At 35.0% G+C, this 20,898-nt stretch carries 25 protein-coding genes; 18 read left to right on the top strand and 7 right to left on the bottom strand.

The annotated features are described in order from the left end of the window. Positions 1-25: 25 nt before the first annotated feature. Positions 26-913 carry an energy transducer TonB gene (locus tag ABYK18_RS04270; RefSeq protein ID WP_373035409.1) on the bottom strand — a complete coding sequence of 296 codons (888 nt, stop codon included), beginning with the start codon at positions 911-913 and terminating at the stop codon, positions 26-28. Positions 914-1,005: 92 nt separating this feature from the next. Here ABYK18_RS04270 and hemL point away from each other — a divergent pair, with 92 nt between their 5' ends. The 3 genes from hemL to ABYK18_RS04255 are packed head-to-tail and all read left to right on the top strand — an operon-like array spanning position 1,006 to position 3,113. Further along, positions 1,006-2,298, top strand: a complete 1,293-nt coding sequence (gene hemL / locus ABYK18_RS04265; protein ID WP_373035408.1) for a glutamate-1-semialdehyde 2,1-aminomutase — start codon at positions 1,006-1,008, stop codon at positions 2,296-2,298. Then, positions 2,291-2,623 carry an AtpZ/AtpI family protein gene (locus ABYK18_RS04260; protein ID WP_373035407.1) on the top strand — a complete coding sequence of 111 codons (333 nt, stop codon included), beginning with the start codon at positions 2,291-2,293 and terminating at the stop codon, positions 2,621-2,623. The genes hemL and ABYK18_RS04260 overlap by 8 nt, the downstream gene beginning before the upstream one ends. Then, positions 2,607-3,113, top strand: a complete 507-nt coding sequence (locus ABYK18_RS04255; protein WP_373035406.1) for a hypothetical protein — start codon at positions 2,607-2,609, stop codon at positions 3,111-3,113. Before ABYK18_RS04260 ends, ABYK18_RS04255 begins: the two co-directional genes overlap by 17 nt. A 12-nt stretch (positions 3,114-3,125) precedes the next feature. Here the strand turns inward: ABYK18_RS04255 and ABYK18_RS04250 are convergent, their stop codons facing one another. Next, positions 3,126-3,809, bottom strand: coding sequence for a hypothetical protein (locus ABYK18_RS04250; RefSeq protein WP_373035405.1), 684 nt, complete (start codon positions 3,807-3,809; stop codon positions 3,126-3,128). Positions 3,810-3,812: 3 nt separating this feature from the next. Next, complete coding sequence (gene rpoD / locus ABYK18_RS04245; protein ID WP_373035403.1) at positions 3,813-5,669, bottom strand: RNA polymerase sigma factor RpoD; 1,857 nt, start codon at positions 5,667-5,669, stop codon at positions 3,813-3,815. A 144-nt stretch (positions 5,670-5,813) separates the two neighbouring features. Between rpoD and ABYK18_RS04240 the strand changes: the two genes are divergently transcribed. The 12 genes from ABYK18_RS04240 to ABYK18_RS04185 all read left to right on the top strand — a co-directional run bounded on the left by ABYK18_RS04240 (position 5,814) and on the right by ABYK18_RS04185 (position 15,945). Continuing rightward, positions 5,814-6,635, top strand: a complete 822-nt coding sequence (locus tag ABYK18_RS04240) for a flagellar hook-basal body protein (RefSeq protein WP_373035401.1) — start codon at positions 5,814-5,816, stop codon at positions 6,633-6,635. Between the two features lie 11 nt (positions 6,636-6,646). Continuing rightward, a complete protein-coding gene (flgG, locus tag ABYK18_RS04235) occupies positions 6,647-7,435 on the top strand; it encodes a flagellar basal-body rod protein FlgG (protein WP_373035400.1) in 789 nt (262 codons plus the stop codon). A gap of 127 nt (positions 7,436-7,562) precedes the next feature. Next, positions 7,563-9,683: a methyl-accepting chemotaxis protein gene (locus tag ABYK18_RS04230; protein ID WP_373035399.1), complete on the top strand. Its 2,121-nt coding sequence runs from the start codon at positions 7,563-7,565 to the stop codon at positions 9,681-9,683. A 347-nt stretch (positions 9,684-10,030) separates the two neighbouring features. After that, entirely contained in the window at positions 10,031-10,534 is a 504-nt protein-coding gene (locus tag ABYK18_RS04225; protein ID WP_373035398.1) for a 3-isopropylmalate dehydratase small subunit, read from the top strand. Next, positions 10,534-11,601 carry a 3-isopropylmalate dehydrogenase gene (leuB, locus tag ABYK18_RS04220; RefSeq protein ID WP_373035397.1) on the top strand — a complete coding sequence of 356 codons (1,068 nt, stop codon included), beginning with the start codon at positions 10,534-10,536 and terminating at the stop codon, positions 11,599-11,601. Before ABYK18_RS04225 ends, leuB begins: the two co-directional genes overlap by 1 nt. 15 nt (positions 11,602-11,616) lie before the next feature. Beyond that, on the top strand, positions 11,617-11,865 hold the full coding sequence (locus ABYK18_RS04215; RefSeq protein ID WP_373035396.1) for a tetratricopeptide repeat protein: 249 nt from the start codon (positions 11,617-11,619) through the stop codon (positions 11,863-11,865). Continuing rightward, on the top strand, positions 11,856-12,227 hold the full coding sequence (locus ABYK18_RS04210; protein WP_373035395.1) for a hypothetical protein: 372 nt from the start codon (positions 11,856-11,858) through the stop codon (positions 12,225-12,227). Before ABYK18_RS04215 ends, ABYK18_RS04210 begins: the two co-directional genes overlap by 10 nt. Beyond that, positions 12,224-13,060, top strand: a complete 837-nt coding sequence (purU, locus tag ABYK18_RS04205) for a formyltetrahydrofolate deformylase (protein WP_373035394.1) — start codon at positions 12,224-12,226, stop codon at positions 13,058-13,060. The genes ABYK18_RS04210 and purU overlap by 4 nt, the downstream gene beginning before the upstream one ends. Further along, positions 13,060-13,530: a tRNA (cytidine(34)-2'-O)-methyltransferase gene (locus ABYK18_RS04200; RefSeq protein WP_373035393.1), complete on the top strand. Its 471-nt coding sequence runs from the start codon at positions 13,060-13,062 to the stop codon at positions 13,528-13,530. Before purU ends, ABYK18_RS04200 begins: the two co-directional genes overlap by 1 nt. After that, positions 13,527-13,676 (top strand): hypothetical protein, encoded by a 150-nt coding sequence (locus ABYK18_RS04195; RefSeq protein WP_373035392.1) that lies wholly within the window; start codon positions 13,527-13,529, stop codon positions 13,674-13,676. The genes ABYK18_RS04200 and ABYK18_RS04195 overlap by 4 nt, the downstream gene beginning before the upstream one ends. A gap of 222 nt (positions 13,677-13,898) precedes the next feature. Next, complete coding sequence (locus ABYK18_RS04190) at positions 13,899-14,558, top strand: S24 family peptidase (RefSeq protein ID WP_373035391.1); 660 nt, start codon at positions 13,899-13,901, stop codon at positions 14,556-14,558. Positions 14,559-14,574: 16 nt separating this feature from the next. After that, the gene (locus ABYK18_RS04185; RefSeq protein ID WP_373035390.1) at positions 14,575-15,945 is read left to right on the top strand and encodes an SH3 domain-containing protein; all 1,371 of its coding nucleotides are present in this window, start codon (positions 14,575-14,577) and stop codon (positions 15,943-15,945) included. Between the two features lie 8 nt (positions 15,946-15,953). On the opposite strand, the gene ABYK18_RS04180 is transcribed toward ABYK18_RS04185, so the two are convergent. Next, positions 15,954-16,259, bottom strand: coding sequence for a flagellar basal body rod C-terminal domain-containing protein (locus ABYK18_RS04180; RefSeq protein ID WP_373035389.1), 306 nt, complete (start codon positions 16,257-16,259; stop codon positions 15,954-15,956). A 120-nt stretch (positions 16,260-16,379) separates the two neighbouring features. Further along, positions 16,380-17,579: a tetrahydrodipicolinate N-succinyltransferase N-terminal domain-containing protein gene (locus ABYK18_RS04175; protein WP_373035388.1), complete on the bottom strand. Its 1,200-nt coding sequence runs from the start codon at positions 17,577-17,579 to the stop codon at positions 16,380-16,382. A gap of 119 nt (positions 17,580-17,698) precedes the next feature. Between ABYK18_RS04175 and ABYK18_RS04170 the strand changes: the two genes are divergently transcribed. Next, positions 17,699-18,202 carry an ankyrin repeat domain-containing protein gene (locus ABYK18_RS04170; protein ID WP_373035387.1) on the top strand — a complete coding sequence of 168 codons (504 nt, stop codon included), beginning with the start codon at positions 17,699-17,701 and terminating at the stop codon, positions 18,200-18,202. A gap of 13 nt (positions 18,203-18,215) precedes the next feature. Here ABYK18_RS04170 and ABYK18_RS04165 read toward each other — a convergent pair whose 3' ends face one another. After that, positions 18,216-18,407: a hypothetical protein gene (locus tag ABYK18_RS04165; RefSeq protein WP_373035386.1), complete on the bottom strand. Its 192-nt coding sequence runs from the start codon at positions 18,405-18,407 to the stop codon at positions 18,216-18,218. A gap of 107 nt (positions 18,408-18,514) precedes the next feature. Between ABYK18_RS04165 and ABYK18_RS04160 the strand changes: the two genes are divergently transcribed. Next, a complete protein-coding gene (locus tag ABYK18_RS04160) occupies positions 18,515-19,753 on the top strand; it encodes an EAL and HDOD domain-containing protein (protein WP_373035385.1) in 1,239 nt (412 codons plus the stop codon). Positions 19,754-19,755: 2 nt separating this feature from the next. On the opposite strand, the gene ABYK18_RS04155 is transcribed toward ABYK18_RS04160, so the two are convergent. Continuing rightward, positions 19,756-20,361, bottom strand: a complete 606-nt coding sequence (locus ABYK18_RS04155) for a DUF6166 domain-containing protein (RefSeq protein WP_373035384.1) — start codon at positions 20,359-20,361, stop codon at positions 19,756-19,758. A 244-nt stretch (positions 20,362-20,605) separates the two neighbouring features. Here ABYK18_RS04155 and ABYK18_RS04150 point away from each other — a divergent pair, with 244 nt between their 5' ends. Then, positions 20,606-20,893 (top strand): hypothetical protein, encoded by a 288-nt coding sequence (locus ABYK18_RS04150; protein ID WP_373035383.1) that lies wholly within the window; start codon positions 20,606-20,608, stop codon positions 20,891-20,893. Positions 20,894-20,898: the final 5 nt, after the last annotated feature.

The raw sequence follows: 20,898 nt of genomic DNA, 5'->3' as shown, positions 1-20,898 counted from the left end.
TCGTTCAATTTGCAAGCTTACTATATCAGTATCTTGCTAAATTGTAAAATACATTATATCTTACTAAAGTCTTCTCGGTAGGTCTTGGATATCTGCTGTAAGCGTATTCTATGGTTTCTTTTGTCGTATCATCCAGAACATAATAACCACTTTTTTTTAAAAATCTAAAGTCGCTCATGTCTCCGTTTGGATGGAGGTAAAACTCTATGACGTTGGTTCTATTGACATTCAAATCTCTTGGAAGGTTTACTCTTGCTACACGGGTAAGGACTTGTTGAGTGATTCTTCTCATAATCTCTTGATTGTCTAAGATATATTTTTGCTGTCCCGGACTCAACTTTCCAAATTCATCACCGTATAACTCTTTAATGTTTTGATTGATACTGCTTCCTGTGTATGTCTTTTTCTCTTCTTTTTCTTTTTCTTGACTTGATTTATCTTGAGAGAGCATTGCATACAGTGGATTCACGGGCTTTTTGGTCTCTTTTTCTTTTTTTGGTTTAGGTTCTGGTTTGGTTGTGTTTACATCTTTTTTTGGAGCCAGTGCTATATATGGTTTTTTAGGCAGTGGTTCTATTTTTGGCTTCGGTTTTATTTGTTTGGGCTTCGGATTTAACTTTGGTTTTTTAACAGGTTTTGCAGGTTCATATTTAACTGGCGGTTTTACTATTTTTTTAAGCTGAGAACCTTTTGGCATTGGGGGAGCTATCGGTGTGGGCTTAATTTTCTTTTTTATATCTCCGGATTTTTTCTTTAGTTTTGGCATCTCTTTGAGTGAGATTTTAATTTTATTTTCCTCTGTCTTAACAGGTTTTTTTACCTCAGGAATAATGCTCCCGAGTAACCAAAAAATCAACAAAAGCAAGATGTGTATGAGAAGTGCTACAAATAAAGCAAATGAAGATCTGTTCAAATTTTTCCGTTTATCGTTATTTTTAACGATTATATCAAATATAAATTAATAGTAGTTGGCTATAATAATAAAAAAATTATTAAGGTCTTTAAATGAGCACTCAAGCATCGTCAAAAGCATTTGAACAAGCACAAAATTTAATTCCAGGTGGAGTCAACTCTCCGGTTAGAGCATTCTCAAGCGTTGGGGGAACACCTCTTTTTATAACAGAAGGTAATGGAGCTTATTTAACTGATATAGATGGAAACAAATATGTTGATTATGTGCAGAGCTGGGGACCGCTTCTTTTTGGTCATAGAGATGAGAGCATTGAAGCGGCTGTCATAGAAGCTGTAAAACACGGACTTAGCTTCGGTGCACCGACTCAGGCTGAGACAGATTTGGCACAGCTTGTTGTATCTATGTTTGATTCTATTGACAAGATTAGATTTGTAAGCAGCGGAACAGAAGCGGTAATGAGCGCTATCCGTCTTGCTCGCGGTTTTACAGGACGTGACGACATCGTAAAGTTTACTGGATGCTATCACGGACATAGTGATTCACTCTTAGTTCAAGCTGGAAGCGGTGCTGTTACTTTTGGAAATCCAAGTTCGCCTGGAGTACCTGCCGACTTTACCAAACACACTCTTTTAGCAACATATAACGATATAGAGAGTGTAAAAAAATGTTTTGCAGACTCTGATGACATCGCTTGTGTTATTATAGAACCTATTGCAGGGAATATGGGACTTGTTCCTGCAGATAAAGAGTTTTTGGCAGAGCTTAGAAAAATATGTGATGAAAATGGTACTTTACTGATTTTTGATGAAGTAATGAGCGGTTTTAGAGCTTCGATTAACGGTGCAGAGTCTATTACAGGTACGACTCCGGATATTGTGACTTTAGGCAAGGTTATCGGCGGCGGTATGCCGGTCGGTGCTTTTGGAGCACGCGCAGAGATTATGGCAAAACTTTCTCCCGAAGGTCCGGTTTATCAAGCAGGTACTCTTAGCGGAAATCCGGTAGCAATGGCAGCAGGTTATGCGGCACTCAGCAAACTGAAGAAAAATGCACCTGTCATGAATGTTTTAAACGCTCGGGCAAAGAGATTAGTAGAAGGAATGCAAGCTGCTGCATCTGAATGCGGGATAACTATGCAGATAGATACAAGAGGAAGCATGTTCGGTTTCTTCTTTAATGAAGCACCTGTTAAAAACTTTGCTGATGCTTGTAATTCAGATGCCGAGCTTTTTGCTAAATTTCACTCAGGCATGCTTAAAGAAGGTTTTTACTTTGCATGTTCACTTTATGAGACAGGTTTTATCTCAACAGCTACAACAGATGAGATGATAGAAGATACAATCAAAGCCAGTGCTAGAGTCTTTAAGGCAATAACAAATGCCTAAAGATGAAACTAAGCAAGAGCATAAACCTAGAATAAAACCTATTATTGAAGCTGCCGACAGTCTTTCTCTTGGCATCTCTATGGTCGTTGCAGTTGTTATGGGTGTCGGTATAGGTTATCTGCTTCGCAGTCTAACCGGAATCGGATGGTTGTTTTGGGTCGGTGTAGGTATCGGTATCGCAGCTGCAATTTTGAATGTCTACAAAGCTTACTCAAAACAGCATAAAGTATTTGAAGAGTTGGCCAAAGAGCCTAGATATGCTATTAAAAAGCAACTAGAAGAAGATTCTGAAGATGATGAGGATTACGGTGCCAAAGGGTATTAAACTTATTGCTATTTCGGAATTTTTGATTTTAGTAACTTATCTTTTCTCGTTTAGTTTTTTTATTAATCTGCAGATTGCATTTTTAAGCAGTCTGTTTGTAATTTTAGGTTCTTCATATGCCTATAGAAAGATGGTCAACAGTGCGGTTGAATCTGACATGCTTGAGGAAAAAAGAGATATTCTTGATGAGATAGAAGACCCGTATGAGCTATATGAAGAAGACTCTATAAACTATGCTCCCGCTGAGGAGTTAGACCTAAAAGCTATTGTAAAAGAAGAGAAGAAAAAAATAAAAACTTTTAGTCTTGATAGCATGAAACACGGAGCTAAAGGCAGTTCATCGTTATTTAGACTTCTGCCATATCTATTTCTGGTTTTGGGTTTTATAGCGCTTAAAAACAATGAACTACTAGATATTGCTGTCTATCTGCCGTCTTTGCTGGTTGGAATTGTTGTCGGATCTGTGAGCGGTAAGGAACTGTTCTCTTAAAAGAAAAATCTTTTAAGAGGTAATCATCGGTATATTTATTGTTATCTTATTTTGTATATCTATGTAAAAATTTGTGTTGGCAGCAAGAATTTCTAATTCGTTAGTTTTTTGTTGATTTATTTTGTCTGCTTTTATTTCAACTGAGAAAATACTATATTTTTTATTTTCAAACTTTATATGTTCACCGACTCTATAAAATATCTTTGTATTTATCTGCTCGTTCTCATCAAAGCAAGAGTATATTTTATTTAAAAGCTTTATAAACGAGTTTGTATTTATTACTATCTCAGGAATAGTAGGGTCAAATTCTTTTGTATAAATAACATTAGAGCTAATAGAGTTCGTTGAAATGCATAAATCCACAAGAGTGTAGATATTTGTCAATTCACCTACCGGCTTAGGGTTGTTGAGTTTAAATGATGGTGATTGATATAGTTTTATTCCTATTTCATCTTCATTTTCGTAGCCGATCGTGACGGCAAAAAACTTATATCTGCCAAACTCTAATTCTAAAAAAGTTGTTTTAAAACCAAAAGAGATATTTGCATATGCAGTTGTAAGTTCAAAAAGTTCGTTTGTAGATGCCACACCGAGAAGAAACTGTGCTTCGGCATTTAATGATAGTATTTTTCCATTAGAGCTAAAGAGTATGAAAGGGTTATAATCATACTCCAGCCATTGTTGTTCAAAAGTCACAGTTTATTCTTCTATATAACTTTTAAGTTTTCTACCAACTTTAGGGTGTTTTAGTTTCTTAATAGCACTTGATTCAATTTGACGAACACGCTCACGAGTAACGCTGAGTTCTTTTCCTATCTCTTCTAGTGTTCTGTCACTTTCATCATCCATAATTCCGAATCTAAGTTTTATAACGGCTTTTTCTCTCTCGTTTAGCTGCTCTAAAACACCTTCGATCTGAACTCTTAAATCATCTTTTAATATAGCATCTGAAGGAGAGATAGATGATTTGTCTTCAATGAAATCACCAAATCTACCATCATCTTCATTACCGATAGGTGCTTCAAGCGAGATAGGTTCTTTTGTTATTTTAATGACATTTTTAACTTTCTCAACCGAGAGTCCTACTTCTTGAGCAATAACCTCTACATCCGGTTCTTTTCCATGTTCTTGAAGATGTTTACGCATAATCTTGTTAATACGGTTTATAGTTTCAATCATATGAATAGGTATACGAATTGTTCTAGCTTGGTCTGCAATTGCACGGCTGATAGCTTGACGGATCCACCAAGTGGCATAAGTTGAGAACTTGTAACCTTTTTGGTACTCAAATTTATCGACAGCTTTCATAAGACCTATATTTCCTTCTTGAATAAGGTCAAGGAAAGGTAATCCACGGTTTGTATATCTTTTAGCAATAGAAACAACAAGTCTAAGATTTGATTTTGCCATCTTTGTTTTAGAAATCTCAGATATATTTTTACCGCGTTTTATCTGTTCTAAGATGTCAAGAAGTTTTTCAGGTTCCATATCAAAACTGTTTTTTGAAGCTTCTTTTGTTTGAACAAGCTTTTTAATCTCCATATAAGTACTGACCATAGTAGCTTCTGGAACCATTCCTGCAATGTCTTCTTTTGATAAATCACAGATTTTTTCTACCAATATTTTATGATTTGCCTTCAATGTAGCATTAAAAAGAGGCAGTTTATATTCAAGTCTTTTAAGTTCTTTATCGTAGCCATCATCACTCTTAAGTGCTGTTTCCATAGCCTTAACAAGCTCATTGATAAGTTTTGAAGTCGGTCCCAGATCTAATAGTTTCTCTTTTAAAACTGATTTTTTAAATGTTACACTAAGAAAATAATGAACTGTGTCAGGTGTGATTTCACCGTCTAAATCTTCAGGCGCTTTTTCAGCCAGCTTAATCCATTCTTTTTTCGCTTTTTCCAGTGCTTTAAAGCTTAGAGTTACTTTTTCAACTCTGCTTTTGTCTTTAGAAGTTAATGCTTTTTCTTCATCTTCTTCTGATATATTGTCACTCTCATCTATATCATCACCATCTTCTTTTTCATCTTCAAAACTTTTGAAAAGCTCTTTAACCCTTCTTTCACGATTGATAAGAGGTTCTTTATAGTCCAAGATGAATCTTATAAGATAAGGAACAGAACATATAGCATCGATAATGATACTCTCTCCACCTTCTATCTTCTTTGAAATTTCAATCTCTTCTTCTTTTGTAAGAAGAGGAATCTGTCCCATTTCGCGAAGGTACATACGAACTGGAGAATCTGAACGAGACCATTCAAGGAGTTCGTGTTCTTTTAAGATGTCAAAATTATCAGATTCATTGTTGGCAAGCATCTTTCTTTGAGCATCTTTTCTTGCTTCAGCTTCTCTGTCATTTAATTTCTTGGCATGTTCACTGGCTGTATACAAACAAGTTTTATGTTTGACCATCAGTTTGTGAATGTTTTTTGCTTGTGCTGCTGTAGGTTGTTTATCGAAAAGGTCAATTAGAGATTCGTAGGTTCCGCAATCTTTTGATTTGTGATCCGCAAAATATGAGTCTATAGCTTTGTTGAGTTCTTTTGCTGTCATATTAAAATATGCCTTGATATTTAAGATTTTTTAAAGAGTGGATTATACCGAGATTATTTTAAATTGGTCTTAAATTTGTATAAAAGATTTTTTGGAACGAGCTTTGCTCTTGTACAAAATAGATATGCGAAATAAAGGGATTTTATGCAAAGCGGATATTATAGTTCAGCAGCCGGTATGGTTACACAGTTTAACCGTTTAGATACGATTGCCAACAATCTTGCAAACGTAAACACGGTCGGTTTTAAAGAAGATAATCTTATTGTCGGTGATTTTTCACGTCTTTACAAGGAAGCTAGAGACGAGTTGCCAAATGCAAATCATTCCGAAGATGGAGCTCAGTTTTTAAACAGAGCCATGACAAAAGCTCCTCAAGTAGTAGATGCATATACTGATTTTAGTGTGGGTAATACTCAAAAAACTGATAATAGTTTGGATTTTGCACTCTCAAGAGAAGGCCTCTTTTTTCTGGTTAAGACTCCCCAGGGTGTAAGATTAACTAGAGACGGCTCATTCACAAAAGATGACGAGGGAAGGCTTGTGACGAAGAGCGGTTATGAAGTTTTGCCAAATGATTACTTTGAAGCAGGCGGAAACATAGCTATCAGCAACGATGAAAACATCATTAAAGTAGACAAAAGTGGGCAAATGTACAAGAACATACCTAACAGTGTCAAATTGATTCCTGGTTCACATCTTTTCATTGCCCAGCCTGACAATGTAGCTCTTTTAAAGAAAGAGGGCGATAATCTTTACAGATATGACGGAACAGCAGATTTGAAAAGTTTGGATGGAACAGAAGCAGTTTTACAAGGTTTTGTTGAAAAAAGTAATGTTAACGCCGTTAATATGATGACACAGATGATCGAGACAAATCGTTTAGTCGGAATGTATCAAAAAGCTATGGATACACAGATGAACGATATGAACCGTGACGCAATAGAAAAATTAGCTAAGAAAGCTTAAGGAGTTTAATCATGATGCAATCACTTTATACTGCCTCTACCGGAATGTTAGGGATGCAGACACAGATAGATACAACGGCAAATAATATCGCCAATGTTAATACAATAGGTTTTAAAAAATCCCGTGCGGAGTTTTCTGACTTGATGTATAAAGTTATGTCATATGCGGGAACTGCTACAAGTGATGTCACTAAAAGTCCTACGGGTATAGAAGTCGGACTCGGTGTAAGACCTACGGCTATAAACAAGATCTTTTCGGAAGGAAGTCTTAAGCAGACAGACAATCAGCTTGATATTGCCATAACGGGTAAAGGATTTTTTAAACTGGAACTGCCTGATGGAACTGAAGTATACAGTAGAAACGGTGCTTTTAAAGTTGATGACAACGGAAGTATCGTAAACAGTGACGGCTATAAACTAATTCCGGAAATCGTTATACCTTCAGATGCCACAAATATAAGTGTCGGTACCGACGGTACGGTTACTGTCGTTCAACCAGGACAAACTCAAGCGACTCAGATTGGTCAAATTACTTTGACTGATTATATTAATCCGGCAGGATTGCACTCTTTGGGTGACAACTTGTTTATTGAAACGGACTCTTCAGGACAACCTGTAGAAGGAGTTCCGGGAGTTGAGGGACTTGGAATTATAAGACAAGGGTTTGTTGAGCTTAGTAACGTTGAACTCGTTGTTGAACTTACTGATCTTATCACAGGTCAACGTGCATATGACTCAAACTCAAAAGTAATCACGACAAGTGATGAAATGCTACAGACTACAAATAACCTCAAGCGATAAAAATAACCCTGATTAAGTATTGGATTTTCCAATACTTAAATATGACTTTTTATTTTATTTATTTATAATAATATTGCTGTTCTTTTAGATATAATGATTTAATATATTCATTACTAAAGGGGTAGTTATGAACTCAATATCCATAAAAATGAAGATGATAATCCTCATTATATCAACCGTTATAGCAGTCTCCATAGCGATTATTTTACAATCCATACATGGTATTAACGAGATGACAGAGCAGAATGTTGCAAAATACAAGGCTGAAGCTTATCTTAACAAAGAACTCGAACTTAAAAATTACGTAAGTGTTGCTGTTAAGTCATTAGAATCTTTTTATCTTAGAACCTCAGAAGAAAAAATAAAAAAAGAAGTTGAAGCTGATCTTAAGAAGCAGACAGAATTTTTATTTAGAATAATCCAAAATGCCTACGATAAAAATAAAAATACAACTTCTAAAGCGCAACTGCAAAAGCATATACAATATGTAATTGCATCTGCCAGATATGGTAAAAATGGTTATTTCTGGATAAATGATACAACTCCTAAGATGATAATGCATCCTATCAAACCGGAACTTGACGGTAAAGACTTATCTACCGTAAAAGATCCAAACGGTGTATACCTTTTTAAAGAAATGGCAAAAGCCGTAGAATCAAAAGATGACGGCGTAGTCAACTATTATTGGTCTAAACCAGGTTTTGAAAAGCCTCAGCCAAAAGTCTCTTATGTAAAAGTATTTAAGCCTTACGGCTGGATAATAGGTACCGGTGCTTATGTTTCTGATGTAACTACAAAAATGAAAGAAGAGGCATTAAAAACAATCTCACAAATGCGCTTTGGTAAAAGTGGTTATTTCTGGATCAACGACACAACACCTACAATGATAATGCATCCTATCAAGCCGGAACTTGACGGTAAAGATTTATCTACTGTAAAAGATCCAAACGGAATATATCTTTTTAAAGAAATGGCAAAATTGGCAAAAGAAAAGGGGATGGGCAAAGTAGAATACAGTTGGTCAAAACCCGGCTTTGATAAACCTGTGCCCAAGATGTCTTACGTGATGCTTTTTAAAGAGTGGGGATGGATAGTAGGTACAGGAGAATACATCGACAACATAGAAGCGAGTATACAGCAGATGAGAGATGATGCAACCGAGCAAATAGTGGCATCTACCACTCAGATAGTATTAACATCAATGATTCTCGTGTTTATAATAACTCTTATTGTAGGTTTTGCCGCTGATAGAGCCATAGTGCAGCCTATTAGAAATATTCTGGAAGTTACAGAGGATTTGGCAAGAGGTAACGGTGATTTAACAAAAAGAGTCATTGTTAATAGTAGAGATGAGATTAAAGATGTTGCAAATAACATCAATCAGTTTATCGAAAAAGTTCATGGAAGCGTTGATGGAGCTAAAAAATCAAGTTTTGAAAATTCTTCCGTATCAAATGAACTGTCATCTACTGCGCTTCAAGTCGGAACAAATGTTGAAAAATCTGTACAGATTGTAAAACAGACTACTGATCATGCGACTCAGACACATACTCAGATACAAATAGCAATAGAAGATGCCAGCAGGTCTAAGCATGATATGCTAGATGCAAATGAGATGCTAAATAATGCAAGGGATGAGATAATAGCGTTAACATCGAAGGTTCAAAGCAGTGTCGAATCAGAAGTTCAGCTTGCACTAAAAATTGAAGAGTTGTCAAAAGATACTGAGCAGGTTAAAGATGTTCTTATAGTGATTTCGGATATTGCGGAACAGACTAACTTATTAGCATTAAATGCAGCTATTGAGGCGGCTAGAGCAGGTGAACATGGACGTGGTTTTGCTGTTGTGGCAGATGAAGTCAGAAAACTTGCAGAGAGAACACAAAAGTCGTTATCAGAAATCAATGCAACCATTAATATAATTGTTCAGGCTACAAATTCTGCGAGTGATGAGATGGGTAAAAGTTCTAAAGAGATGGAAGAACTCTCCTTTATTGCATCGGAAGTTGAGAGTAAAATAAAATCAACTACGGACATTGTAAATAAAGCGACAGAAGCAAGTGATAAGTCTGTGCAGGATTTTGAACATACCGGTGAACAGATTAATGCAATTGTAAAAGGTGTTGAAGAGATAAACATTATATCGCTAGAAAATGCAAGAAGTGTCGAAGAAATAGCTAGTGCAGCTGAACATCTAAATAATATGACAGATGATCTTTCAACTAAATTAGAACAGTTTAAAACATAAAAATGGAAAAACAACCTTCATGACAGAATGTCATGACTGTGCAATGGATTGCTTAATTAAATACGAGACGAGGATATATTGTCTCGTATCTAAGATGATGAGTTTATTGTAGTTTTTAATGAATATTTAGAAGAAAAAAATTCTAATATTATCTTTAATAGAATCAATACGCTGTTTAAAAAAGTTTCAAGATAAAGGCTCAAACAAGAATTTAAAAAAGTAAATACCTGATCTTGCTACAGAGCCAAAAAGTTAATAGAGGAGGCTGTGCTCAAAGCTTTAAACTAATACCAATCTCATTTTGGATATAATCGCAGAAATATTTTAAAATATATCTAGGATTTTATATGCAAAAAGCAAATATTGACGGAAAAGTTTGGACTTTTGGAAAAGATATCGATACAGATTTAATAATAGCAGCTCGCTATCTTAACACATCGGTACCGGAGGAACTTGCAAAACATGTTATGGAAGATGCTGACCCTGAATTCGTAAATAATATGAGCAGGGGCGATATAATAGTTGCCGGAGAAAACTTTGGTTGCGGCAGTTCAAGAGAACATGCACCAATAGCACTTAAAGCTGCCGGTGTTGCCGCAGTTATTGCACCGACTTTTGCAAGAATCTTTTATAGAAATTCTTTTAATATGGGTCTGCCTATATTTGAGCTAAAAGAGAGTGCAGAGATAAGTGAAGGTGATGAAGTCAGTATTGATATGAATGCAGGTACTATTACAAATAAGACTACAAACAAATCATACGACTTCACTCCAATCCCGGAATTCATGCAAGAGCTTATTGATGCAGGCGGATTAATGAATTTTGCACAGAATGAAATCAAAGGTAAATAATGAAAAAATATAAAATAGCCCTAATCAAAGGTGATGGAATAGGTCCAGAGATTATTGATGAAGCAGTTAAAGTCTTGGATGCAGTATCCTCATGTTGTGGCTTTCATTTTGAGTATGAAGAAGCTTTAATGGGCGGTTGTGCTTATGATATTACCGGTGATCCGCTTCCTCAGGAGACTGTTAACATCTCACTAAACTCCGATGCCGTACTTTTTGGTGCAATCGGTGGAGAAAAATGGGATTCACTGCCTCGTGAAAAAAGACCTGAGAGTGGACTTTTAAGATTTAGAAAAGAACTCGGTGTTTATGCGAATCTTCGTCCTGCCGTAGTTTATGATGAGCTTGTAAATGCTTCATCACTTAAACCTTCCGTTGTTAAAGGCGTTGATCTTATGGTTGTTCGTGAGCTTATCGGCGGTATTTATTTTGGTGAACCTAAAGGCCGCGACGAGAATAAGGGCTGGAACACTATGGTCTATACCCGTGATGAAATCATTCGCATCGCACATCAAGCTTTTAAAATAGCTATGACAAGAAATAAAAGAGTTTGCTCTATTGATAAAGCAAATGTTCTAGATGTTTCTCAACTCTGGAGAGAAGTTGTAGAAGAAGTGGCAACTGAGTATCCTGAAGTCGAACTAAGTCATATGTATGTTGACAATGCGGCAATGCAGCTTATCCGTGACCCTAAGCAGTTTGATGTAATGCTTACAGGAAATATCTTTGGAGATATTTTGAGTGATGAAGCAAGTATGCTTTCTGGTTCTATCGGTCTTTTACCTTCAGCATCTGTTGGAGCTAAAATAGGTGTTTATGAGCCTATTCATGGTTCAGCACCTGATATTGCAGGACAGGGGATTGCTAATCCTATAGCTACTATCGCTTCAGCATCTATGATGCTAAGATATGCTCTTGGCGAGATTGTAGCAGCAGATAAAATAGATGAAGCAATCAAAAAAGCACTTAGCGAAGGTTACAGAACACAGGATTTAGCTCAGTTTGATGCTAAAGAAGTTTGTTCAACAAGCGAAATGGGCTCTATTATCGCTAACTATATAGTAAGATAGAAATAGAAAGCGTAGATGCAAACTCTTACATTAGCAAATATTTATGAACTTCAGGGTCTAAAAGAAGAGGCCTTGGATATTTACAAAGAAGTTTTGAAAAAAGACCCTTCTAACAGTGACGCAAAAATTGCCATTAGAAGGCTTTCGGGAATGAGAAAAAAGTTTTCAAATGTAAATACCCAAATGAAAGATTTCTTTTTAAAGATGGAAGCAGACGTAGAGTTTAATGAGTTTGAAAGGTGGTTATTAAGATCATGGAATTAAAAGATGTAATATTATCAACTTTAGCGGAAATGGAAGATAACGAGACTACAAAGAAAGTTTTGAACAGTTCTATTAATCCTAAAGAAATAAACATAACAGAAAAAAAAGAAATAAATATACTAAAACCGGAGCCTTCAATAATAGAGCCGACTGCTGATGAGCTTGAAGTCTCCACTTCTGATTCTGAAATACTATTTTTGAATTCTTTAAGAGAGAGACTTCTTGTCCTATTTGAGGGTTTTCAGGCACCAAATAATACTAATATTGAAGCAAAAGTGGATATGACTCTAAACTTTTTAGAATATGCATTGGCAACAATAGACTTAAGAGCAGAACAGCTAGAAAAAGGAAAACAAAAGTGAGTCAATACAGAGTTCTTATAGATGCAAATGATGAAAAAGGACTGGTATATAAAGTATCAACTGTTTTTTTCAATAACGACTTAAACATTTTATCTAACAGCGAATTTGTTGATAAAGAGAATAATAAATTTTTTATGAGAAGTGTTGTAGACGGAGATATAGATTTAAAGGAACTTGCAAAAGTCGTTAAAAGCGTTTTACCTGAGAGTGCGGGTGTAAAAGTTATTGAGCCAAAGAAAAAGAACATCATAATAATGGCGACAAAAGAACTTCATGCACTAGGAGATATTCTTATTAGACATGAAGCCGGTGAGCTGGATGCAAATATTTTAGCGGTTGTGTCAAACTATGACAGTTTGGAATCATTAGTCTCTAAATTTGATATTCCATATATAACAGTTTCACATGAAGGTCTTGAGCGATTAGAACACGAACAAAAGATTATTGAGTGTATAGACAGCTTTAAAGATGTAGATTATATTGTTTTGGCTAAATATATGCGTATTTTAACTCCTAGATTTGTAGAGACGTATGAAGACAAGATTATAAATATACATCACTCTTTCTTGCCTGCTTTCATCGGTGCAAATCCTTATAAACAAGCATACAACAGAGGTGTTAAGATTATTGGTGCAACAGCTCACTTTGTAAATAACAACCTTGATGAGGGACCGATTATAGCTCAAGAAGTTATACATGTTGATCATGCTTACAGCTGGAAAGATATGCAGCGTTCAGGTAAAGATGTAGAAAAAGTTGTTTTATCTCGCGCCCTTAAGTTGGCTTTGGAAGACAGAATATTTGTATATGCAAATAAAACGGTCATATTCTAGTGTTTAACCTTGTTTTAGTAAATCCGCAGATACCGAATAATACCGGTGCCATAGGGCGTTTATGTGTAAATGCTGGAGCCTCTTTGCATCTGATTAAACCTATTGCTTTTGATATAGATGAAAAAGCAGTTCGTAGAGCAGGTCTTGATTACTGGGAAAAATTAGACCTTCATGTCTGGGAAAATATAGAAGAGTTTTTTGTTAAAAATAAGATAACCGACAATGCTTATTTTGCTACCACAAAAACAGATAGACCATATTTTGAAGCAGAGTTTAAAGAGGGTGACTTTATCTTCTTTGGCAGTGAAACAGCTGGTATACCGGAGAATATTTTAAATGCTTACAAAGAGCAAAATATAACTATACCCATGACAAAAGAAGGTAGAAGCCTGAATCTTGCCATAAGTACAGGTATAGTTCTGTATGATGCCATAAGACAAAACTACAATAGTTTCAAGGAGTCACAGTGAACCCTATAATTGATGGAATAATGATTGTTCTTTTTGTATTGTTTATGATATTTGTTTTTGGCGGCTATCATAAAAACAAATCTGCACAAAGAGAAGAACAATTTAAACAAGAAGAAGATAAGGCTAATACTCAAACAAAAGAGTAAGCCTTAGAAAATTCTACTTGCCCATTCTTCAATAGAATTTTCAAATCTTTCAAATAGACTTTCTGCGTTTTTAATAATCATTGACATAACAAATCCTTTATTAAATATACAAAATACTACACATTTTTTCATTTTATTTTAAAAAACTTTGCATTTTGTCATAAATATTTTGACTTTATTGCAGATTTCTATTATAATTGAAAAAAAGATGGGAGAAGTGTCATGAAAAGTTTTTTAGAAATCGTTGAAGAAATCAAGAGTATAGTCTCTTTAGAATTTGATTCTAAAAAGATATTTGATAAAGATGTAGCTGATGTGTTGGGTATATCACAAATGAACTTTGCAACTATGAAAAAAAGAAACAAAGTTCCGTTTGGGGAACTTATGGACTTTTGTGCTGCTAGAAGCATATCTATAAACTGGATGCTTTACGGTCAATCACCTGAGAGTCTTGTGGAAGCAACAAACAAGTTCTATATGGTAAAGTACTTTAGTGATGTAAATGCTTCTGCCGGCGGTGGTGCTGATGAACAATGTGAAGAGATTGAAGAACTGGAATTGCCGGAGCAGTTTGTTTTTATGCTTGGCGGAGAGAGCGAGATGAAAAATATAGAGGCTATTAATGTCTCCGGTGATTCTATGGAACCAACTTTTAGTTATAATGACATTGTTTTTATAAATAGAGCAAAAACTGACCTCCAAAGAGGCGGAGTATTTACTATTAGAACAGAAGCAGGGCTTTTTATAAAGAGAGTCCAAAAAAGAATAGACGGAAAAATTGATATAATATCCGATAATCAAGTATATTCTACGCAAACTCTTGATCCAAGTGAAATAGAAGTGATTGGTAGAGTTGTAAGCAGATTTGGTGATGTAGATTAAAATAGGAATAGTAACTTTGAAATATATTTTTTTAGTTTTGTTGACTTTGATATTAGTTTCATGTTCTTCAAAAGAGCAAGTAGCCCTCAAAGAAAAGCAGAAAGAGTGCAAAGAGGTCAAGCCTGTAGTAGAGCTAAAAGAGAACATGGAGATAACGGAAATAGAGGATTTGGTTACCATACCTCAAGACGTTGAGTTTTTTACCAAGCAGTTAGATTCTGATGCAAAAATCTATGATATTCAAAAAAAATATGAAAAATATTATTTTAGTGTGTGGAATGATATAGAGCCTAGAGAGATACTTGAGGATGTTAAGTGGCCGTTTGACTCTTACAGAGCAGGTGACAGTTACGGAGAAAATCTTCAATTATTAAAACAAGATTTCTTTGATGAGATGTTTGAGAATGCCAACTTTGACAAGTATGCGACTCTAAATGCAAAAGCGATAACTCTCAGAGCTGTTGATATAAGGGCTTTTCCAACTATAAAACCACTTTTAAAAGACCCGAAAATAGCTGGAGAGGGTTTTCCTTTTGATTATCTTCAAAACTCTACACTTCAAGCTAATAAACCGCTTTTTGTTTCACACTACTCCAAAGACAAAGCATGGGTTTATGCTTTTAGCAGTTTTGCATCGGGGTGGATAAAGTCCAGCGAAATAGTATTTTTAAAGACAGAGTACACAGATGCATGGCAGCAGGCACAACAAATTTTTCTTACAAAAGAAAACATTCCTCTTTATAGCACAAGTGGAAATTTTTTGTTTTACTCAAAGATAGGTATGATGCTAGCCCTAATATCAGAAGACGATAAAGATTTTACGGCTTTGGCTATCTCATCTTACAAAAAATCAAATCCAATGTTTGAGCAGATAAAAATACCCAAAAATATAGCAAGCAAAAATATTCTGAAGTTAAACAGAGAAGCGTTGACTAATATAATGAGTGAGATATTTAAATCAAATTACGGCTGGGGCGGGATTTATGGACAGAGAGACTGTTCATCTATGCTTCGTGATATGTACGCACCGTTTGGAATATGGCTACCGAGAAATTCGTCACAACAGGCTAAGGTAGGAAAAATAATTTCTTTGGATAATATGAGTGATGAAGAGAAAATATCTACTATCAAACAAAGAGCTATTCCCTTTCAAACTCTTCTTTATAAGCAAGGGCACATACTTCTCTATGTTGGGATACTGAATGATGATATTATTGTTTTTCACGACACGTGGGGAATAAAGACTAAAAAAGACGATGCAGAAGGAAGAGTTGTTGTAGGCAAGACAGTTTTTAGTACTTTAAGACTCGGAAAGAATGTACAAAACTATGATAAAGAAAGTGAAATACTTCGAAATTTAAAGAGTATGAATATCATAACCCAATAAAAAAAGGGTTATGCTTTAATATCTAAAAGTGATCCTAGCATCTCATCTTGTGTTTTAATTGCCGACACGTTCACTGCAGTAGCTCCCTGTGTAACAATCTGGTCCGGAATCTCTTTAGCTAAATCCGTTTGACTAGTTTTTGAACCGGTATCGTCTGCTTTTCTTACATTCGCACTCACTGTGCTCTCATTACCGGATATTCTGGTGTCTGACGGAATGAAACCGTCAGTATTAACATTCGCCACATTATTAGCATTTGTGTTCATCATTGTCTGGTGAGCTTGTATCGACGACACATTACTTGATATATTCATAATAGGCTCCTGTTTAAAATTATTAAGCCTCCGGAGTCGCTAAAGCGACTTAGGAGACATTTAGGCTACTATTCCTAGTACTCATTATAATACTATGTTTCTGAAAGTAAGTTTATACTTTTAATGTAAATCAGCGTTAAGTTTAATCTCTCTGGTAGAGCGAGAAGCAGTAATCTCACCTGTTAAAGAGTTTTGTCTGAAGTGAAGACCATTTAGTCCGGCAAGACTTTTACCTTTAAATATCTCACCTTCCATTGTAAGGTTTTTATTTACTTCTTGGATTTTAGGAAGTTCTTTAGGGTAGATTCCCACTTTTGTTCCTTCCAAAATTGCTAAACCTGCATCTATAATACAACCGTCACCTAGAGGGATACCACAAGTAGAGTTTGCTCCTAAAAGTGTATTTTTACCGATAGAGATAGGATTACCGTCAGTTCCGCTTAAAACACCAAGGATTGAAGCTCCACCGCCGACATCTGAACCTGCTCCGACTATAGCAGAGCTTGAGATACGACCTTCAACCATAACTGCACCCGTTGTTCCTGCGTTAAAGTTTATGTATGAAGCACCAGGCATTACAGTTGTTCCCGCAGCAAGCTGAGCACCGAATCTTACTTTTGACGTATCAAGGATTCTAGTGTTGTCTGCAGGAATCACATGCTGTAAAAATCTTGGAAATTTATCTACAAAATCAATGTGAGGGTATTCATTTGCAAGTTTTAACTCAATTTCAAACTCTCTTAAATAGTCAAGTTCTATTGGTTGACCATTTGACCAAGCAACGTTAGGAAGTGCTCCAAATGCACCGTTTAGGTTGATACTTCTAAGTTCAACTTTTGCCTGACTCATTGCATATAGTTTTAAGTATGTAGCTTCAACGCTTTTAAGTGCTTCGTCTGCAAAAATAAAAGTCACTTTAAACTCACCTTCTAAAGAACCGCTATTCATGATCTGATTATAAAGTGCAGACACTACTTGAATGTTTTTGTGAGCATCTCCGTAAGCTTCATCAGCGTAAGGCGTGAATGCATTTAGACAACTCTTTAAAAATGCCGCGTTTATGTTACAAACAACTTCACTCTCAGTAAAATCAACTTCTATACCTTGCTCCGCCAATGCTTTTATGAAGATAGCAGCACTACCGAAGTTTTCATTCCAGTTAATCAAAGGATATGTAGCCTGAAGTGTTTTCTCAATGTTTATCTGACCTAAATCGACTCTACAAATACCAAATGCTAAAGGGTCTTTATAACCAGGTGTTTCTGACTTGATATTTTCTATCAATGCTTTAAAAGCATCTGTTGTTTGTATTATTTCCATGAATTCTCGCTTAATAATTTATTGGTCGCATTATACTTAAAAACTACTAACAAGAATTTATATATGATATGTTCTAGGTTATAATAACTAAAAAATTTACAATAGAAAAAGAGATTGAAGTGCATAATTGGATAGAATTTTTAAAAAACAATGATTATATGAGCGTTAAAAAATATATTAAAGACGGTGCAGATGTAAATGACACCAATGAGAATGGAGAGCCTGTCCTCTCATGCGGACTTAGATATAGATGCGATATGGATTTACTAATGCTTCTTATAGATAACGGTGCAGATATATATGACTTTGATGAAGAGGGTGTAAGTATATTTGACATGGCAATTACATACAATAATATAGAAATGGTAGAGTACATTTTAGAGCAGGGTATAGATGTGAATGTTACAAAAAGAAGAAGCAGATTTACTCCGTTAATGGCAGCTGCATCTTATGGAAGAGTTGATATTGTCAGACTGCTTTTAAACTATGGAGCAGACCAAAAGCTGACCGATACAAAGGGGTTTACAGCTGTTGATTTTGCCAGAAAAATGAATAAAAAGAGTATTTTAGAAATTTTAGAATACGATGCAGACAGCCCGGTAAATAGGTCTTATACTAGATAATATTAGAGTTTGTCTAATGGAAAAACTTACCCTGTTTTTCGTTGTCAAGCGGCTTTCTTTTTTCTTTAGCCAACCACTCTTGCAGAAGTGATTCTACAACCTTGCTTAAACTCATTTTATATCTGCTTCTAGAGTATTTCATAGCTTCATCCCAGGTGCTTCTGTCAATTAGCAGACTTCTGGTTATTTCATCTTTTGGTTTCATTAAAGAGTCCTTACTATATAGTAAATTATATAGTATCAAAGAATGACTTTTTATGAGCTTAAGAATATTTTTGTATAATATAATAAAAATTCTCAAAGAGATTAATAATGAATTCAAACTTATATATAGCTAGACAGCCGATTCTAGATAAGTATAACAACATATTTGCATATGAGTTACTTTACAGGGATTCGGCACATAGTTCAAATATTAAAAATGACAGGCACGCCACCGTAACGGTTTTAAGCAATGTATTAAATAAATTTGGTGTTAAAAATCTACTGGGCAATAAAAAAGCATTTATAAAAGCAGACAAAAAATTTCTAGGTCATGATGTAATATTTTACATACCAAAAGAGCATTTTATCTTTTCCATGCAGGCAAATATGGAGCTGACGGAATCTCTTAAAAAGAGAATAGCGCAATTGCATGAAATGGGCTATATATTAGCTATAAATGATGTATTGATAACCAAAGATGTATGTGAGAAATTTTTTGATATTATGAAATATATCACTTATATAAAAGTTGATATAAATACAAAAGATGAAGAGCTTGCACTGCTTAAAGATTACGATATAAGTGTTATTTTTACAAAAGTGGAGACTCACCCTATGTATGATAAAGCAGTGTCCTATAATTGTGATTATGTTCAGGGTTACTTCTTTTCCAAACCAAAAGTCTTAGAACAAGAAAAATTTGACCCAAGCAGTTTAAAAGCAATTAATCTTTGTAACTATATTATGAGTGATGCCAGTATTGATGATATTGTGAAAGAGTTTGAAGAGAATCATGCAATATCTCTACAACTTTTAAAATTTGTCAATTCCGGTTCTTTTCACTTTAGACATAATATCTCTTCAATTAGACAAATCCTGACACTTATGGGAAAAACACCGCTAACTCAATGGCTTATGCTGATGGTTTATTCAACAAACGGGTCTATTAATGAACATGAATCAGAATCTCCTTTGATGCAACTTTTAAGAAATAGAACAAATTTAATGGTTGAAGTATCAAATCAGATTAAAAAAAGTGAGGTTGAAGATTTGTCTTCCAAAGTCTATTTTGTAGGGGTAATTTCTCTTCTTGATACTCTTTTTAATGTTTCTATGGAAGTTATTTTAGATGAGTTAAATATAGATACTGAGATAAAAGATGCATTGACAGCTAAAGTCGGTATTCTTGGTGAAATTTACGGATTTGCAAAAAACTTGGAAAAATTCGATATTAAAGCAGTAGAAGATTTTTGCGATAAGTATGATATAGAGACAGAAGAGTTGGAAAAACTTACTTTTGAAGTTATTCGGAGTGCAAATGAGTTTGAGGACTCAAGAGGCGCATAAGACTATGCGCTTTGAAGTAATTTAACAAAGTTTTTGTAACTGTCTACTACATCTTGATTTCTTTTATTTTGTATGTAAAATTCAATTGCTTTCTTACCAAGTCTCGGTATTTCATTTTTAACAGCCCAGCTACTGACCGTGCCCTCTGGGACTTCAAGGATTTCAGCAAGATTTTTTTGAGTAATCGAGAGCTGACGACATACATCTTTAACAATGTTTGTCTTTGCTTTTTTAGGTTTTTGTGTCGGTTTAGCCATATCCATAGGCTTTGAAAACATATATGGTCTGTTTACATCTTCGGAATTTTTTTCGATCCAGCTAATTACATCAGAAGCATTAAGTATCCAATCTCTGGAATTTAATGATTTTATAACCTCATTGCAAAACTTAGAAGCATGTTCTGTAGCAAACTCTGCGTCACTTAGTTGATGAAGTATAGAAAATGCCAGTTGCATAGAAGCAGAACCGTTGTACCCCCAGTCAAACCCATCTTTTGACTTAGAAAAGAGTTCATATTTTACAGGTAGTTCAACTTCTGCGTAAGTTACATACCTGTTTCCCAGTAGTGTTTTATGCCCTTTAAATACGTGATTATTCCTGATAGCCATCATAATTCTCTCTTATATTTTGAAAGTATAATGTTGATTTGATTCTTTTGTATCTACGCTTGTGGTAGAAAAAGACACTCTGTAAACAACATAACTGATCACCACTAGCAATAAAAATACCAATAACCAAACTAACATGATAATTTTCCTTGATTTATGATATGTTTATATCGACATAATCTATAGTTTATTAATTCTTTTGTCTTTTTTTAGTATTATGTCGCAAATAATTTAAGGATATTACATGTCAAATGTAGAAAAATTAGAAGAACTGCTTACTAAAAGTGTTATTCCTGATATAGATGAAAGATTGGATGAGATATTTGAAGAGATTGCTGACAATAAGGAAGCAAGCGAAGATGCAAAAGAAGAGATAGAAGAGCTTCGTGAGTTTAAAGCAGACCTGCAAGATGTATTAGAAGATATAAAAACAGGCGATATTGATGAAGAAGAAGCTAAAGAACTTATAGATGATATTTTAGAAGCCCAAAAAGGCGATGAAGAAGATTTCGGATTTGTAGAAGAAGACTAACATTA

Origin of the sequence: Sulfurimonas sp. (genome assembly GCF_041563495.1) — a bacterium.
GTDB lineage: Bacteria > Campylobacterota > Campylobacteria > Campylobacterales > Sulfurimonadaceae > Sulfurimonas.
This window is presented reverse-complemented; position numbering and strand designations above follow the sequence as displayed.